We start from the raw sequence: 17,742 nt of genomic DNA on the forward strand, positions 1-17,742 counted from the left end.
AATATTATCAAAGAGCTTTCCCTGAAAACGGAAAGCTCTTTTTAATTGTAGGGGTATAAGGGAGGTTAAATGGCAACAAAGATTAAATCAGTTTTTTTCTGTCAGAGCTGCGGGTATGAGTCATCCAAATGGATGGGACAGTGCCCGGGGTGTAAGGAATGGAATACATTTGTTGAGGAGACGGTTAAGCCTGCTGCAAAGCCGGCTAAGGGGATAAGTGCTGCACCGGGCTCTGCCGGAGCGTACGAGGCTCCAAAGGCTCTTTCGGACATCGAGATGAATGACGAGGAGAGGTACGACACACACATAGGGGAACTGAACAGAGTCCTCGGAGGTGGCCTTGTTAAGGGGTCACTTATCCTTGTGGGAGGCGATCCGGGAATCGGTAAGTCAACTATCCTTTTGCAGGTGGCAGGCAATATTTCATCTGATGACAAAGACGTTTTGTATATTTCGGGTGAGGAATCTCTTCGCCAGATTAAGCTAAGAGCAAACAGAATAGGGGAGTTCTCAGATAAGCTCAAGTTCATGTGCGAGACCAACCTTGGAAATATTGAGGAAGCTATTACAAGGGCTAAACCCAAGGTGGTTATCATCGATTCAATCCAGACCATGTACAATGAGGCTGTTTCATCAGCTCCGGGAAGTGTCTCCCAGGTCAGGGAGTCTACCTCGGTGCTGCTTCGCATCGCCAAGAGCATGAATATTTCAATATTCATCGTGGGACATGTGACCAAGGAAGGTCAGGTTGCAGGACCAAGAGTTCTTGAGCACATGGTTGATACTGTTCTTTACTTTGAGGGCGACAGGCATGCATCCTACAGGATTCTCAGGGCAGTTAAAAACCGTTTTGGCTCCACCAACGAGATCGGAGTCTTTGAAATGCAGGAGAAGGGCCTTGTGGAGGTTGCCAATCCTTCAGAGTTCATGCTGGATGGAAGACCTGAAAATGCCAGTGGATCAATCGTAACCTGCTCCGTAGAAGGAACAAGACCGATACTCATTGAGATTCAGGCCCTTGTCTGCAGGAGTAATTTCGGATTTCCAAAGAGGCAGGCAAACGGAACAGACTACAACAGAGTTAATCTCTTAATGGCAGTTCTTGAAAAGAGAGTAGGCCTTCAGATGGGCGAATCAGACGCCTATGTTAATCTCGCAGGAGGTATGAGGATCGCAGAGCCTTCACTTGACCTTGGAATCTGTCTTGCGCTTATTTCAAGCTTTAAGAACAAGCCCATAAGCGGAGATGTGATCGCTTTCGGTGAAGTCGGACTCTCGGGAGAGGTGCGCTCGGTGAATATGGCGGAGCCCAGAGTGTCGGAAGCAAGGAAACTTGGTTTTAAGACCTGTATTGTGCCCAGAGCTCTTGAATCCAAACTAAAAAGCACCTTCAAAGATGTAGAGATAATCGGTGTTTCATCTATATCCGATGCCATGAAGATATTTTGATATCATACAAAAAAACACGCAGATATGATAGCTGATATGATAGAATATTTGTTATGATATTTCAGTATGTTTATATAGATCAATTTTGGGAGTTGAATTCGTTATGAAAATCCGGGTCAGGAATGCACTTTGCATTCTAATGACGCTGATGATCTTTTGTGCTGTGCTGGGGAGCAGTAGCATGTCAATCAGTGTCAGAGCTGAAGAACTAAATAACGATCAGGACCTGATCCAGCCAGATATCATGGAGGATACTAAGGAGGCTCTTGATGTGTGCTTCTTTATAAGAGGTGCAGCAGTCGGGGCTGATATACCGGAAGAACCCGGTAATTATTCTGCAGCCCAGTATTCATCTGCTATCAGAGTTGACGGAGCAGTTTTGGCTTCTTCTTATTCTGAGAGTACTCATGCAGTTGATGGCTCTGAAGAGTCTCTTTTGTCTGATGGATTTACAGCATCCAATGAGGTTTCACAGATGCTGAACAGCCTCCCACAGGCGGCAGACATAAGGAGTGCGGTTGGAGAATTTGATGAGACTAAACACTACGTTGTTTGGTATGTCATCAAAAGTGCTACAACCGGCTATCCTAATGCCGACGTCACAATTCATGTAGACGGTGTAATAAGAGAAAGAACTATTGAAGAACATACAGATCTTGAGGATCCGAAAGATCCGCAGGAATTAGAAGACCCACAGGATCCGAAAGACCCGCAGGAGACAGAAGATCCACAGGATCCGAAAGACCCGCAGGAAACAGAAGCTCCAAAGGACCCTGAGAAGCCCATAGAAGTAGCCGATCCGATTCCTGATGTTACGCTTGAGATCAGAGCGCTGTTTCTTGAAAATGGGGAAGAGTGCAAGGAAATCATCTTTGACGGCAAAGAGCATATCGTAGGTGGTTTTGAGATTGTGGTAAAAGACAAAGAGAGCGACAATCCCATTATCGGATACCTCTACGAGTGTTATGGTCAGTTTATAGGAACCAAATCCTATGCAGATGAGGGACAGGGTACAGAGTTTACGTACTGTGGTCAGGACTTTTGGGTTAATGTTGTTAAGGCCTTTGCCAAGGTCACAAATATCGGAGATTCACAGGAAGTTGTTTTCTATGACGCTGATGATCACCCATTAAGGAGTGCTGCTGATTTTATCATCAAGGATTCAGCCGGCAATATTCTTCCCGCCAAGTTTAATGTCCTTCCGGTTACCGGAACGGTAAATGTAAAAGCCAGGGATATTACAGTTGAGGCAGGTACCACAGTTAAGAATAACCAGGGGCAGACCCTTACGGATGACAGCTTTACCATTACCTCGGGATCACTCCTTGAAGGGCACAGAATAGAAAAAGTAGTTATTAACGGAAGCCAGACCGGTGTAGGCAGATCAGTTAACGAGATAACCACCGTCATAATAGTTGACGAAAACGGCAAACCTGTTAATGACCTCTACAATATTAAAAAGGTAAACGGTGAGCTGATACTGGTGGATCCGGGAACCGGAGAAACTGCAACGGTTAGTGGAAGCGGGAATACATCAGGTTCTGAGACGGCATCGATCATTTCAGTCATAAGAACGAATTCGGGACTCACAGCCACCACAGGAAACGTGGTGATGGACTCCCTTCAGGCAGCAGGTAGCAGCACTGTTTCGCAAAGAGTTCTGGGAGCAAGAAGAGCGGATACTTCAGATCCTGCCGATGACTATCAGATCAGATTATTGGTACTGATAGCAGGTTTTGCTTTTGCAACGTTAACTTTAATTAACGGAAAACATTCGAATTAGTATAAATATTTTATAAAATAAGCCGATAAGATTAATGTATGAAAATCTTGTTGGCTTTTTTTATGCTCTTTTTTACCCAAAGTTCAGTCGAAAGTGAGGTGTTTTTCATGAAGTTGTCATTGAAGAGAGTGGTCTGCGCAGTGTTTGGAATTACCATGATCTGTGGACTGATTCTTTTCCCTGTAAATGCAATAAAAGCTCAGGCAGCCGGATATACTCAGGGAGATGGCGTAAAGCTCTCGGAGGATACAAGGAAAACACTTGAAAAGGGCACAACAAAGTACAACGGCGTGGATTATTCAGGGGCTCCTTATTACTATAATCCACTTTACTATTACTTAAACTACTCTGACCTGCGTGATGCTTTTGGTCCAAATCCGGAGCTACTCATCAAGCACTATGTCGAGTTTGGAATAAAGGAAAAGCGTGTAGCTGATAAGCAGATAGTTTTAGGAGCTTATCCTCAGAGCAGCAGCTACGAGTATGTTGTTCCTTCTTATCAGAAGACCAGCAAAAAACAGGACGGAATGGTTGTGATCTCCGGAAACCTTCACAGCAATGGCGGAATGACAAGAGCTCAGGAAGTTGCTGCAAGAGATATTGCTTATCAGATTGCACAGCATGTGTATGATCACGTTAAACCAAAACATGACGCCTATAAAGATGGCGATCAGATAAAGATGATCGTATATGCGACAGGAATTGTCAGAGCATACTGCGATCTTGGAGTGGAACTGACACAGGACCAGGTTAAGAGCTCCAACAGCAAGATGTACAGAACAGCTTACGGAGTTTTCATCGGACAGGAATATACCTGTGCCGGAACCACAAGAGCGCTGGGACTTGTCCTGGATTATCTGGACGCTGTAATGGATGATGATCCTCCTCTTAAGTGGGTACATGTAAATGCCAATAAATGGGATGACCAGTGGTGTCAGATCGTATGCGACAACCACGAGGCCTATGCGGATCCGATAAACTCCTGGGCAGGTTACGGAAAGCACCCAAACCAGGGCGGAGCCAAGAAGGATATAAAGAACTATTACAACTATGCTAATGAAAGTGACGTTATAACCATTAAGAAGCCGAAGGTTGATTGATGAAAATCTTTTCCGAAATGTCTTTTAAAAGAATAAGGATATGGTGTGGCATTCTGATACTTGCACTTGCATTTAGCATTGTGCCTTCTGTAAGTGCCAGAGCAGGGACCATAACAAGGATTGACTATACGACCTTCAGAGGCAATACATCGATTTCCACCATTCATATAGGAAGTGATGTAGTCGATATCTCATCAAATGCCTTTAAGGGACTCAATAACTTAAGGTCCATTACGGTAAGCACAAACAATCCATACTATACCTCCTACAGTGACTGCCTCTACAACAAGGATCTGACAGAACTTATATGTTTCCCGGCGGCGCTTAAGGGAGCCATTATTCCGGATACGGTGGTAAGGATAGGATCAAATGCACTCTACGGTCTGGATAAAGACCTGACGACCCAGATAAGGGGACTGGTTAACAGCCAGGCATCCGAGAACATGATGGAATGGGAGATAACAGGTCCGCACTTTATCCATACAGAATACGGCATCAAGTGGAAGGACAGCGACGGAACACTTAAAAATCCCGAGACGGATATCATGAAGCTGGTAGCCTCTGTGGTGGAAATGAGTACCACCGGCGATATGTCGCAGAAGAAGCAGCTTGAGAGATGTTTTGACTACTTCGTAAAGGCATCTGTCTATGAGAGAAAAATGGGAGTACCTGAGGGCGACTGGACTGAGAGCTATGCGACAGACATTCTGCTCAACTCTAAAGGTAACTGCTACAACTTCGCATCAGCTTTTGCGTACATAGCTCTGGGACTTGGATATGAGGCAAGGGTCTGCACAGGAAGTGTTACATCAGCTCTTGGGGGCAGAACACCTCATGCCTGGACTGAGGTTAAGGTTGGAAATAACTGGTATATCTTCGATGCGGAGATGCAAAGAGCAAAGGGAAGCGGATATTATAAGCAGACCTATGAGAGCTATCCTGCCGGACCAATCATCAGGGAAGCAAGCTACAAAGTAAATTTTTAAAGAGGAAAAGATATGAGAAGGATTCTTACATTTTTGAGCATATTCGCAGGAACAGTATTATGTGTGTTTGTTTTCAATATAGTACTGTACTCTGCAGTACCGGCATACAGGTACCTGCTTGAAGGTCTTGTTGCAGATGACAACATACCTACAGTCACTGTAACTGACGTGCCCAAGGTGCAAGAGGACATAAATCTTGACAATGCGCTTATAGAACCGGAAGTAAAACCCGACTCATATTATAAGATTACTTATATAAACAATGATTCCATACCTTTAGAGGACCAGCCTTCAGAAGCAGAGCACGTGATAGTTGACAAGGAGTATCATGAGGACTGCGGAACAGGCAAGGGATACTGGGTTATAACTTACGATGATGGAACTACAGAAATTGAATGAAGTAAACTGATAAAATCATAAAATGATACAACATGACGGCACTCCATTTTTAGAAAACGTTTCCGAAAGGTAAAAGTTACTAAATTGGAGTGCTTTTTATTGTCTAAAATTCACAGTATAGAACAAAAAACAAAAGGATTTCTAAGATAAAAAGAAGAATTCTCTATGTTTTTGCACAAAAGCTTTTGTTAACATATCCATTGTAAACAAACGTTGGGGCTCTACTTATGGTGCGCCTCAATAACTTACTTTAAGGAGGATGTTACAAATGAAAAAGAAATTGGTAAGTCTTTTAACAGTTTCTGCAATGACAATGGCTATGCTCGTTGGTTGCGGAGAGGCAGCAGCAGATACAGCTACACAGGCTCCTGCAGCAGAGACAGCTACAGAGGCACCTGCAGCAGAGACTGCAGAGACAGCTGCTGAGGCAGTTGCAGAGACAGCAGGAAATGCTGATCTTGCTGACAAGAAGGTTGGTGTTTGTATCTATCAGTTCGCTGACAACTTCATGACACTCTTCAGAACAGAGCTTGAGAACTATCTCATTTCACAGGGATTCTCAAAGGACAACATCACAATCGTTGATGGTGCTAACGACCAGGCAACACAGACAAACCAGATTCAGAACTTTATCACACAGGGTGTTGATGTTCTTATCATCAATCCTGTTAACTCATCTTCAGCTGCAACAATTACAGACCTTGTAGTTGGCGCTGATATCCCTCTTGTATACATCAACCGTGAGCCTGATGCTGACGAGGAAGCAAGATGGTCAGCTAACAGCTGGAACGTAACTTATGTTGGATGTGACGCTCGTCAGTCAGGAACAATGCAGGGCGAGATCATCGTTGACCTTGGCCAGGATAAGGTTGACCTCAACGGCGATGGCAAGATCCAGTACATCATGATCGAGGGTGACCCTGAGAACGTTGATGCTCAGTACAGAACAGAGTTCTCAGTTAAGGCTCTTGAGGATGCAGGTTGGACAGTTGATTGTCTTGATGACCAGGTAGGTAACTGGGATCAGGCTACAGCTCAGCAGCTCGTTGCTAACTCACTTTCAGCTCATCCTGAGACAGAAGTTGTATTCTGCAACAACGATGCTATGGCACTTGGTGCTCTTCAGTCAATCGAGGCAGCTGGACGTAAGGTTGGTGAGGACATCTACCTTGTAGGTGTTGACGCTCTTACAGAGGCTCTTGAGGACGTACTTGCAGGAACAATGACAGGTACAGTATTCAACGATCACATCGCTCAGTCACACGGTGCAGCTGATGCAGCTATCAACTACATCACAGGTGCTGGCAACGATTACTACATTGGATGTGACTATGTAAAGGTTACAACAGACAACGCACAGTCAGTTCTTGATTCACTTAAGTAATTAAGCAGTAATCGGTTTTAGAGTTTTAAAGTAAAACGGTGGCGCGGATGCTTGCATCCGCACCACTTTTTAAAGGGAACGCAAGTTAGATAGTGGAGTAGAGAGGGACACGATATGGCATCAGAGTACAAATTGGAACTACGGGGCGTATCCAAGTCCTTTCCCGGTGTAAAGGCACTGGATAACGTACAATTGGCAGTAAAGCCCGGTACCGTCCATGCACTTATGGGAGAGAACGGAGCCGGTAAATCAACACTTATGAAGTGTCTTTTCGGTATTTACAAGATGGATGCCGGAGAGATATATATCGACGGAGAAAAGACAACAATCGAAAATCCTGATGAGGCTATGAAAAAAGGTATAGCCATGGTGCATCAGGAACTGCAGCCGGTACTTGCAAGAAGCGTTGGAGAGAACATGTTTCTTGGAAGATTCCCGGTAAAGAAATATGGTCCACTTCAGATCATCGACCATAAAAAGATGTACGAAGAAACAGAGAAGTGGCTGAAAGAAGTTAATATGGATTTCGATCCAAAGGCACAGCTTGATACACTGTCCATCGGACAGATGCAGTCAGTTGAGATTGCAAAGGCAGTATCACACGATGCCAAGGTTATTATCTTCGACGAGCCAACATCTTCTCTTTCAGATAGTGAAGTTGAAGCGCTTTTCAGGATCATGGAAATGCTCAGAGAAAAAGGAGTTGCCATGATCTACATCTCACACAAGATGGATGAGATCAAGCGCATCGCTGATGATGTTACCATCATGCGAGATGGTACATATATCGGAACATGGCCTGCAAAGGAACTTACAATCGACGATATCATCGCCAAGATGGTAGGCCGTGAGCTCACAAATATTTATCCTGTAAAAGACAGAACACCGGGCGAAGTGGTTATGGAAGTAAACGGACTTTCATCAATCCACGAGAAGTCCTTCCAGGATGTATCCTTCAACTTAAGGAAGGGTGAGATCCTCGGATTCGGAGGACTTGTCGGAGCCCAGAGAACAGAGCTTATGGAAGGTCTGTTCGGTATAAGAAACCTTTCAGCCGGCACAATTAAGATCCACGGCAAAGAGGTTAAGATCAAGAGCCCAAGAGATGCAATGAACGCCGGAATCGGTATGATCACAGAGGACAGAAGAGGAAACGGTATCTTCGGATGTCTTTCAATCAAGGATAACGTAGGTGTTTCAGTTTACAACAAGTATCTCACAGCCGGTTTTGTTCTTGATCACCCTAAGATCAACAAAGTAGTTGATGACAGCATTGAGAAGCTCAGTATCAAGACACCGAGCATGCAGGAGCACATCGCTAACCTTTCCGGTGGTAATCAGCAGAAGGTTATTGTATCAAGATGGCTTGCTAATGATCCTGACATTCTTATAATGGACGAACCTACAAGAGGTATTGACGTAGGTGCCAAGCATGAGATTTATGAGATTATGACTGATCTTGCCAAGCAGGGTAAGGCTATCATAATGATATCCTCCGAGATGGCAGAACTTCTTGGTATGTCAGATCGAATTTATGTAATGTGTAACGGTAAACTACGAGGCGAGATAACTGAAGAAGCAGACATGACCCAGGAGAAGGTTATGAGCTATGCAACTCAGTTTTGATTCTTGCAGCTATTATAAGAGAGGAAAAAGAAATGGTTAAGACAAAACAGCAAAAAGCAATTGATTTTCTTATAAATAACGGTGTTATCATCGTTATGTTCATCCTGGTTATTTACACAGGTATTACAAACGACAGGTTCCTTACATCAAACAACCTGTTCAACATTCTTATGAATATGAGTTCAAGACTTGTTATTGCCCTTGGTATCGCAGGCTGTGTTATCACTGCAGGTTGTGATCTGTCAGCCGGACGTATGATCGGTTTTGCAGCTTGTATCGCAGGTACTCTTCTTCAGAAGATGGACTACTCAGGTAAGTTCTTCCCTGATATGCAGCCACTTAACATCTTCGTTGCACTTCTTATCGTACTTGCAATCACAGGATGCTTCGGTGCAATCACAGGATTTTTCATCGCATTCCTTCACGTTCCTCCATTCATCGCAACCCTTGCTATGATGGAAATCGTATACGGACTTGCTCTTATCTACACAGGTGCTACACCTCTTGGTGGATACACAACACAGTACACAAACATCGCAACAGGTAAGTTCCTTGGTATAAGCTACCTTATCTGGATCGCACTTATTGTTGCAGCTATTACATGGTTCATCTTTAACATGACCCGTCACGGTAAGTACATGTATGCAATCGGTGGAAACCCACAGGCTGCAGAAGTTGCCGGTGTTCCTGTTCGTCTTACAATGGTACTTATCTACATGAAGGCCGCTATGATGTATGGTCTTGCAGGATTCATGCTTGGTGCTAAGGCCGGTGGTGCATCAGTAAACCTTGGTCTTGGTTATGAGATGGAAGCTATCGCAGCATGTACAATCGGTGGTGTATCAGTTACAGGTGGACGTGGTAAGGTTTCAAGTGCCATCATCGGTGTTGCCGTATTCGAGCTCTTAAAGGCAGCTCTTCAGTACCTTGGTGTTGATGCTAACGCACAGTACATCTTCATCGGTCTGGTTATCTTCGTAGCTATCTCACTTGATATCCGTAAGTACGTTGCTAAGAAGTAATTTTAGTAAAATTTAATGTATATTTATTAACGAAATTACCTCAATAATAAATACGTCATGTTATAATAGGGATGTAGTCTATATGGGCTGCATCCCTTTTTATTGTGCTTTTTGTTTCCTTTTTTAGAGGACTTTGTTTTGAACGAAAAAGCGAATCGTAAATTAAGGGCCCACAACGTCGTTATAGTTATTATTACAGTTACCTGTATCGGCGCAATATTAGAGAGTATTTCCCAAGGATGGGAGCTTTGGACAATACCTCTTATTGCGGGTGGAATAATAGCTTGCTGGGCTATTCATATTAACGGGTATGGTGAGACCAGGTTCAGAGAAAACTTCTTTATGATCTTTTCGATGATAGTGGCTTTTTTTCATGGTGTTCACATAACCAGTTTCTACGATATCATCATTGTTTCGGTTCTTCTTATGATCACAGCATCTGTCATGGGCAGAAAAAAGTTCCTGCCTTTTATTTTGCTGGAATACATTGTCATAACCTTCAGCCAGCTGATCGTTGGCGTTTCTACAGGCAGTCTCACACTTGATCCCTTAAGCGTTTCCAGAATACTTCTTCATGTTGTGGTTGAGCTTAGTATTTACAGAGCACTTCACGAGATCCTTCGCAACATGAACAGGATTGAAAATGATATTGAATCCATTCAGGATACCGAGGAGAGTGCCAGAAAAGGTATGGAGGACTTCCTAGCGAATATTTCCCATGAGCTAAGGACTCCTGTAAATGTAATAAGAGGAATGTCCACACTGATTCTGAAAAAGGAAACAAGAGATGATGTGATTGCTATAAGAGACGCGGGAATCCGTCTTTCCAATCAGATTGAGGATATTCAGGACTACAGTGAGATTGAGAGAGGCGACGCCGTCCTTGAGGAAGAGAAATACATGATCACCTCGATCCTTGGAGATATTGCAAGTGATTATGAGACCATGTATCAGGCTCAGGGGCTTGAGTTCACCATCGATCTTGACCCATCGCTGCCTGCTGTTTTAAAGGGCGATTCCAAGAAAATTAAAAAGATAATCACCCACCTTATAGACAATGGATTCAAATTCACAAAAAAGGGCGGAGTGCTGCTAAGAGTCTTTGGTATAAAGCACGGCTACGGCATCAATCTCATCATTGAGGTCATGGATACCGGAATAGGTATGACCGAGAAAGTCCGCAATAAGGTTGCTACAGGAAGCTATCAGGCGGATAAAAAGAGAAACAGGAGTACCGGAGGTATTGGACTTGGTCTTTCTATAGTATACGGCTTTACAAGGCTTATGAAGGGCTTTGTTTCCCTTGAGAGTAATCCGGGTGCAGGTACCATTGTAAGGGTAAGTATTGTTCAGGAGGTTGTAGATCCAAATCCTTGCATTGCAGTGGATTCCGGCAGGTTCCTTGGTGTTGCTTTCCATGTGCTGGCAGAAAAGCTTGATGACTTCAGAGTAGCTGGAGCATACGAGATGATGGCCACCAATCTGGCAGCAGGTCTTAGACTAAACCTGTATTCTGCACCGTCTTTGGATGATCTTAAGAGGCTCCTTAAGACCGGCAAGATAACCCATGTATTCATGGGAGTAGATGAGTATGAACAGGCACCGGATTTCTTTGAAGAGCTGGCAATGGGAAATGTTACGGTGGCAGTGTATGCTGGCCGTGACTTTAAACTGAGTAAAAAGAGCAGGATAATTGTAATTCCGAAGCCGGTATATGGCTATACGGTTGCCAAGGTTCTAAACGGAGATAACGATTTTGCATCCTTACGAGTGGGTGCTGAAAATAATGCCCTTAATCTTGAGGGAGTAAAGGCTCTTATAGTTGACGATGAGCCTATGAATCTGGTGGTGGCTACAGGTCTTTTTAAGGACTATAAGATGGAGGTTGATACGGCAGGCAGCGGAAAAGAGGCGCTGGCTAAGTATGACCTTAGTGAGTATGATGTCGTGTTTATGGATCATATGATGCCGGAGATGGACGGCGTTGAGGCGATGAAAAAGCTTAAGGCCATCGCTGATCAGAGGGAGAGAAAAGTCATTGTCATCGCTCTTACGGCCAATGCTGTCAGCGGTGCAAGAGAGATGTTCCTGAAAGAGGGATTTGACGGATTTATCAGTAAGCCCATCATTATAAGCGATTTTGAGAGAGTCATGAACCGTGTTATGTCAGGCAAAAAAGGCCGGAACGGAGGTGACTCATGATCATAAAGATTGCACAGAAAATAAAAGATCTTTTAAAAGATCCTTCAAGAAGCTTTAAAGAGAGAGTCTTTATACTCCTTACACTGGTTACGGATTTATTTATACTGCTTGCACTTATCGGCGATATAATCCTTGGCGAAAACATCGTAGAAATTGTAGCGCTGATCATCATTGTGGTAGGAATCCCCATTGTAACCTTGCTTGCCGTTAAAAGAAACCATATGTCTATCGCAGTAAGACTTATCGTTCTAGGTATGGTATTTGTTGCGCTGCCGATAGTTTATTTTTCCGGCGGAGGAATCTACGGCGGCGGAATTCAGTGGATGATATTTACGTTCCTTTATACCGGACTTGTACTTTCGGGATTCTGGAAGCCCCTTATGTTGGTAGTACTGACTGTTGAGTCGGTTATTCTTTATGCCGTTGGTTATTTTTATCCTGAGCGCGTAGTAGAACACACCAGAGAAGCTTTCTTTGCAGATTCCCTTATTTCAATGGTACTTGTGGGTATTATCTGCTGCTTTATGGTTTGGTTCGAGGAATGGCTTTTTAACGAGGAGAACAAAAGAGCTAAGGAAGAGACCAGGAAGGTTGAAGAGCTCAACAGGTCTCAGAACAGATTCTTTTCCAATATGAGCCATGAGATCAGGACACCTATAAATTCAATTCTTGGTCTTAATGAGATCATCTTAAGGCAGGAAGATGCATCGGAAGAGATAATAAACGATGCACAAAATATCCAGGGCGCAGGTAAGATGCTGCTCTCACTTATCAATGACATCTTAGATATGTCCAAGATTGAAGCGGGCAAGATGGATATCGTACCCGTAAACTATAACCTTGGCGATACGATTTCGGAGATCGTAAGCATGATAAGTCTTAGGGCGCAGCAAAAGAGCCTTAAGCTTAATCTTGAGGTTGATCCCACAATTCCGGCAGAGCTCTTCGGAGATGAAGTCCGTATAAAGCAGATACTGGTAAACCTTCTTAACAATGCAGTGAAATACACCCAGGAAGGTTCTGTTACTCTGCGCATAGAAAAGGGAGAGGATACATCACAGGATGAAGTCCTTCTTTTGTTCTCCGTTATCGATACAGGCATGGGAATAAAGCAGGATGTTATTCCTTATCTTTTTGATGCCTTTGCCAGAATGGATGAGGAGAAAAACGCCAAGATCGAGGGAACCGGTCTTGGTCTGTCCATTGTTAAGCAGCTGGTAGAGCTGATGGATGGCAAGATCACTGTAAACAGTACCTACACTGAAGGTTCAACCTTTATCGTTGCCCTCAAGCAGAAGGTAACCAGAAGAGATCCTATTGGCGATATCAATATTCAGAGCTTTGGCAGGCGGGATGCAGGCGGAAGGTATATGCCCGGCTTTAAGGCGCCTGAGGCAAGAGTCCTTATCGTTGATGACAATGAAATGAATCTGGAGGTCGAGAAGAAACTTCTTGATGGCACGGATATAGTTGTTGATACTGTCATGAGCGGTCTTGAAGCAATAACCCTGACGATGAAAGAGGCATACGACATCATATTCATGGACCACCTCATGCCTGAGATGGACGGAATAGAGTGTCTGCAGAATATAAGAAAGCAGCTTGGAGGACGAAATAACCATACCCCTGTCATTGCACTTACGGCAAATGCCGACAGCGAGAGCAAAGAACTCTATGACAGAAGCGGATTTGACGGGTACCTTGTAAAGCCTATATCCGGAGATCAGCTGGAGAGGATGATCTTAAATCACCTTCCTGAGGCGAAGATAATAAGGACTGAAGACCCTGATATTGCGAATGCCAAGATGTATTCCTCCAGAGATTATTCAAGGAAGATGCCGATCATTATTGCTACCAGCAGTATGTGTGATCTTCCAAGAAAAATTCTTTGGGGCTATCAGATTGATGTTATTCCGTTCTCCATCATGTCGGACGGAATGGCATTCTATGACTATGATGAAGCCAGTGCTGACGAGGTAATGCGTTATGTGGCGGAAGGAGCAACATTTACTTCCTCGCCGCCTACAGTAGAGGAGTTCGAGAGGTTTTTTGCAAAGGAAGTTAAAAAAGCGCATCAGATCATTTATATAACGGTTTCCACAGGTATCAGTGAGGAGTATAACAACGCCAGGGAAGCAGCAAGAGCATACGGAAACGTATCGGTTATAGACTCCGGAGTAAACTCCAGCGCTATTGGTATGCTTGTGCTCATAGCTTACAAGATGACTCTCCAGGGCAGACAGGTTGACAGGATAATCAGTGATCTTGAAAAGATCAAAAAAGACCTTAGGTGCAGCTTTGTCACAGGTGATGCTGAATTTCTCATGAGACGCGGAGGAATGAAGAAGTCGACATTTGGCTTTGTCAACACCTTTGGACTTAGGCCTGTTATCAATATCAAGGGCGGAAAGGTGACCATAGCAAGGATATTTACCGGGGAACTTGATGAGTGTTATATGAAGTATCTTGATTATGCGCTTCCAAGAAATGCCAATCCTGACCTTGATGTTGCAATCGTCGATTATATATCCCTGACCGAAGAGGAGAGGGATACTATAGAAAAAGCCATCAGGAATAAATTTAACTTCGAGCATATTCTGTTCCAGAAGGTTTCTTCCGTTATGTCTTTTAACTGCGGAAGAGGTGCTATGGGTATCATGTACCTGAAAAAGGGTGATCAGCCTTATGGCCTTAGTCAGGTGCTCTCGAACGTTCTTTCAGGCGTTCCTGAAGGCATGGCTGAATCTGAGCTTAACGAGGAGAATGGGGAAAAAGAGACTGAAGAGATGAGCAGGGAGTGGTATGAGGAAATACCCGGAATAGACCCTGTAAAGGCTATAGAAAACAGTGGCTCCGAGGATGCGTTCAGGTCTGTGCTTAAGATATTCTATGAGTCACTTGAACTTAAGTCGGAGGAAATCAAAGGCCTGTATTTGGAAGAGAATTGGAAGGATTATACCATCAAGGTCCATGCCCTTAAGAGCTCTGCAAGGCTGGTTGGAGCCATGATCCTCGGAGATGCTGCCGAGAAGCTTGAGATGGCAGGTAAAGAGGACAATATCGAATATATAAGGCAGCACAATGACGAGCTTTTAAAGGATCTTGATAAGTATAAGGAGAGGCTTGCGCCTTACTTTGCTGAAGAAATAAAAGACGAGCCCAGTTATGACGACATCCTTTTGCAGAGCGCCTATGACACACTGCGCAAGGCAGCAAAAGAGAAGGACGATAGAATGATCGGCATGACTTTAAATGAGCTTGCGGAGTTTGACATTCCCAAAAAGCATTTAGACCGAGTAAGCCGGATAAAAGAATGCTTTGAGAGACAGGACTACGACGGGATAAAGAAGGAATGCAATGAAGAGTAAGCAGCCTGTGATAAACCTGATATACACCATCATTTTTGGATTGATGATACTGTCAATCCTTGTTGGTGTGCCCTTGTCCACTGACAGACAGATCACGGTCCATGAGAAGATTGACGGCTTTTCTGAAGGCTGGACTCTTCCCGGCGGTGAGAAAGTCTGCGCCGATGACCTTGATATAGGTGATTACGACGGAAGGGTTACCATCGAAAAAAAGCTCTCCAATGGCATCACCGATAAGGATGCACTGTGCTTTAAATCTGAAAACACCAACATAAGAGTGTTTATCGGCGGAAGACAGGTTTACAGGTTTTACAGTAAGCCAAATCTTACCGGTATGGGGTATGGTCTCACATACCATGAAGTGGGCATAGGCAAAGACGATGCCGGAAAGAACATAAGACTTGAGTTTGAAGAGATCTATGAGGGCCAGAAAACCGGTCGCCTCTATGACATATATCTTTGTTCCGTTACCGACTTTGTGCAGATGATCATTAGGAACAATCTGCTTTCTATTATATTGTGCGTTCTCGAAATTTTCCTGGGAGTTATATTTATCATTGCTTATACAGGTGCATCAAGTAAGGCTCAATTCCCCTATGATATTCTTGCAGGGGGATGTTGCGCAATACTGATAGGCATCTGGCTCCTTATCGATACCAATATTTTCCAGCTCATCACAGGGCACATCTATGTCTGCAGGGATATAAACAAAACACTTCCCTTTATGCTTACTTATCCCAGCATTTGCCTGATCAATTCTCTGACGGAGAAAAAGCGCCGGATCTATAAGCACCTGGGATTCTTTATCACCCTGGTGCCGATTTTGGGAATCACCAATCTGCGTTATACACTTAAGATAGATATGCTGGATTCCTATCTTTGGTTCATTATTGCTTATCTTGTGGCCGGAATGACGGTCGCTGTCATCATGGCTGTCGAAAATGCACTCTACTGCAACAGGACAGGTAAGAAGAATAAGCTCAGGTACCTCTATATCGCAGGAGGTGTCTTTGTAGTATGCGGAGCAATGGATCTGATACAATTCCTTATGGCCGGAAGGATCACGGATAATCACGGAATCTTTATCAGGTTTGGTGCTGTTATTTTTGCAGCCCTGATGCTGCTTGCGCTTTTGCGCTGGTGGATGAAGGACAACGCTGCCGTGGAGAGAGACCGTTTTATCAACAGAGCTCTCCAGTATGCACTCTCATCCGACTCCCCGGATGACAACATCCGGTCAATTCTTGCTTTTTTGGGAAAAGAGCTTGAGGCAAAGCGCCTGTTTATCTTCGAGGATCAGAAAAACGGAAAGTACAGAGGCACTTATGAATGGTACAGGGAAGGAGCAGAGTCTTTTGACCTTACAATGATGTATCTTTCGTCGGAAGACATCATTGATAAGATCTATGATGAGTTCAACAAAAACGATCACAGACTGATAGTAAGAGATCCGGAGGCTTTCAGAAACTCAATACCGGGGTTCTACAATATGCTAAAGACCAATAAGGTTGAGAATATGATAATCGGTCCTTTGGAAGCCGGTGGCCACCTGTTTGGAGTACTGGGTGTTGTGGAGGCTCCTCAGAAGAAGCTTGAATCCATATCTGAGATCATAAATCTTATTTCATATTTCCTGGCACAGCTCGTTTTAGAGAGAGAAGAGCAGAGCAGGGCTCAGCATTATACCTTCAAAGATAATCTGTCCGGAACAGGCAATTACACTGCTTTTAAGAAGTATCTTGAGCAGGAGCTGGACTTATCCTCATCCTTTGGATGCATCCGCTGCGATCTGTCAAAGCTCAATGAGATCAACATTGCAGAAGGGTATGAAGTCGGAGACCAGATAATAGTGCTTACAGCCAGGTCTTTGATGGAGATTTTCGGAGAACCAAATGTCTTTAGGGTAAGCGGAACACAGTTTGTCGCCTTTGGATTTGAGAGCGAAGAGAGCTTCTTTGAGAATGATGTGGAGAGAATAAAGAAGATATATAAAGAAAATGCTATTGAAGCAAATGTTTCTTTTGTGTATTGTTTGTATGGGACAAAAGATATTAATATAGTATTAAACAGGTTAGAAGACCTGATGAGAGAAAAAATGCAGGAGAGTAATTATGGACATACAGACAATAGTTAATCAGATGGGAATTGAAATTCTGGCATTTGCAGTATGCATGTTCTTTGGCATCAGACTTATAATAACCAGAGATGTTAAGATTCTTAAAAAGGAGAATCCCGAGAGCATCAAGCATCCCAATGAATATACCTTTTACGCAGGACTGATCATCATATTCCTTGGCATATCAGCCATTGCAATGGGAATTGTGTCTTTCTTCAATCAGATAGCTGCGCTTATAGTTATTGTGGCAGCTGTAGTGATCATGGGATTTATGTGGAAGATTGTATACGAGAAATATGCTGAGTGA

At 43.7% G+C, this 17,742-nt stretch carries 12 protein-coding genes; all 12 read left to right on the top strand.

Translation table 11 applies throughout. The features are described from left to right. The first annotated feature begins 69 nt into the window (after positions 1-69). Positions 70-1,449, top strand: a complete 1,380-nt coding sequence (gene radA, locus G589_RS0109415; protein WP_026521957.1) for a DNA repair protein RadA — start codon at positions 70-72, stop codon at positions 1,447-1,449. Positions 1,450-1,630: 181 nt separating this feature from the next. After that, complete coding sequence (locus G589_RS0109420; protein ID WP_026521958.1) at positions 1,631-3,232, top strand: hypothetical protein; 1,602 nt, start codon at positions 1,631-1,633, stop codon at positions 3,230-3,232. 107 nt (positions 3,233-3,339) lie between these two features. Continuing rightward, positions 3,340-4,332, top strand: coding sequence for a hypothetical protein (locus tag G589_RS0109425; protein WP_026521959.1), 993 nt, complete (start codon positions 3,340-3,342; stop codon positions 4,330-4,332). After that, positions 4,332-5,318 (top strand): transglutaminase domain-containing protein, encoded by a 987-nt coding sequence (locus tag G589_RS0109430; RefSeq protein WP_026521960.1) that lies wholly within the window; start codon positions 4,332-4,334, stop codon positions 5,316-5,318. The genes G589_RS0109425 and G589_RS0109430 overlap by 1 nt, the downstream gene beginning before the upstream one ends. Positions 5,319-5,330: 12 nt before the next feature. After that, positions 5,331-5,717 carry a hypothetical protein gene (locus tag G589_RS0109435; RefSeq protein WP_026521961.1) on the top strand — a complete coding sequence of 129 codons (387 nt, stop codon included), beginning with the start codon at positions 5,331-5,333 and terminating at the stop codon, positions 5,715-5,717. Positions 5,718-5,985: 268 nt separating this feature from the next. Beyond that, positions 5,986-7,101 (top strand): galactose ABC transporter substrate-binding protein, encoded by a 1,116-nt coding sequence (locus tag G589_RS0109440; RefSeq protein ID WP_022767515.1) that lies wholly within the window; start codon positions 5,986-5,988, stop codon positions 7,099-7,101. Between the two features lie 114 nt (positions 7,102-7,215). Continuing rightward, positions 7,216-8,727: a sugar ABC transporter ATP-binding protein gene (locus G589_RS0109445; protein WP_022767514.1), complete on the top strand. Its 1,512-nt coding sequence runs from the start codon at positions 7,216-7,218 to the stop codon at positions 8,725-8,727. 32 nt (positions 8,728-8,759) lie between these two features. Next, complete coding sequence (locus tag G589_RS0109450) at positions 8,760-9,749, top strand: galactose/methyl galactoside ABC transporter permease MglC (protein ID WP_026521962.1); 990 nt, start codon at positions 8,760-8,762, stop codon at positions 9,747-9,749. A gap of 138 nt (positions 9,750-9,887) precedes the next feature. Beyond that, the gene (locus G589_RS0109455) at positions 9,888-11,951 is read left to right on the top strand and encodes a hybrid sensor histidine kinase/response regulator (protein WP_026521963.1); all 2,064 of its coding nucleotides are present in this window, start codon (positions 9,888-9,890) and stop codon (positions 11,949-11,951) included. Further along, a complete protein-coding gene (locus G589_RS19445) occupies positions 11,948-15,319 on the top strand; it encodes a DegV family protein (RefSeq protein WP_051192287.1) in 3,372 nt (1,123 codons plus the stop codon). The genes G589_RS0109455 and G589_RS19445 overlap by 4 nt, the downstream gene beginning before the upstream one ends. Next, positions 15,309-17,453 carry a sensor domain-containing diguanylate cyclase gene (locus G589_RS0109465; RefSeq protein ID WP_026521964.1) on the top strand — a complete coding sequence of 715 codons (2,145 nt, stop codon included), beginning with the start codon at positions 15,309-15,311 and terminating at the stop codon, positions 17,451-17,453. Before G589_RS19445 ends, G589_RS0109465 begins: the two co-directional genes overlap by 11 nt. Continuing rightward, a complete protein-coding gene (locus G589_RS0109470; RefSeq protein ID WP_022767509.1) occupies positions 17,431-17,742 on the top strand; it encodes a hypothetical protein in 312 nt (103 codons plus the stop codon). Before G589_RS0109465 ends, G589_RS0109470 begins: the two co-directional genes overlap by 23 nt.

It is taken from the genome of Butyrivibrio sp. VCB2001, assembly GCF_000423965.1.
Classification (GTDB): Bacteria; Bacillota; Clostridia; order Lachnospirales; family Lachnospiraceae; genus Butyrivibrio.

Excerpts from the sequence above, each read along its gene's own strand:
- G589_RS0109465 (WP_026521964.1), top strand. The coding sequence starts at position 15,309 with ATGAAGAGTAAGCAGCCTGTGATAAACCTGATATACACCATCATTTTT.
- G589_RS0109445 (WP_022767514.1), top strand. The coding sequence starts at position 7,216 with ATGGCATCAGAGTACAAATTGGAACTACGGGGCGTATCCAAGTCCTTT.
- G589_RS0109425 (WP_026521959.1), top strand. The coding sequence starts at position 3,340 with ATGAAGTTGTCATTGAAGAGAGTGGTCTGCGCAGTGTTTGGAATTACC.
- G589_RS0109420 (WP_026521958.1), top strand. The coding sequence starts at position 1,631 with ATGTCAATCAGTGTCAGAGCTGAAGAACTAAATAACGATCAGGACCTG.
- G589_RS0109470 (WP_022767509.1), top strand. The coding sequence starts at position 17,431 with ATGGACATACAGACAATAGTTAATCAGATGGGAATTGAAATTCTGGCA.
- G589_RS0109430 (WP_026521960.1), top strand. The coding sequence starts at position 4,332 with ATGAAAATCTTTTCCGAAATGTCTTTTAAAAGAATAAGGATATGGTGT.
- G589_RS0109450 (WP_026521962.1), top strand. The coding sequence starts at position 8,760 with ATGGTTAAGACAAAACAGCAAAAAGCAATTGATTTTCTTATAAATAAC.
- G589_RS19445 (WP_051192287.1), top strand. The coding sequence starts at position 11,948 with ATGATCATAAAGATTGCACAGAAAATAAAAGATCTTTTAAAAGATCCT.
- radA (WP_026521957.1), top strand. The coding sequence starts at position 70 with ATGGCAACAAAGATTAAATCAGTTTTTTTCTGTCAGAGCTGCGGGTAT.
- G589_RS0109435 (WP_026521961.1), top strand. The coding sequence starts at position 5,331 with ATGAGAAGGATTCTTACATTTTTGAGCATATTCGCAGGAACAGTATTA.
- G589_RS0109440 (WP_022767515.1), top strand. The coding sequence starts at position 5,986 with ATGAAAAAGAAATTGGTAAGTCTTTTAACAGTTTCTGCAATGACAATG.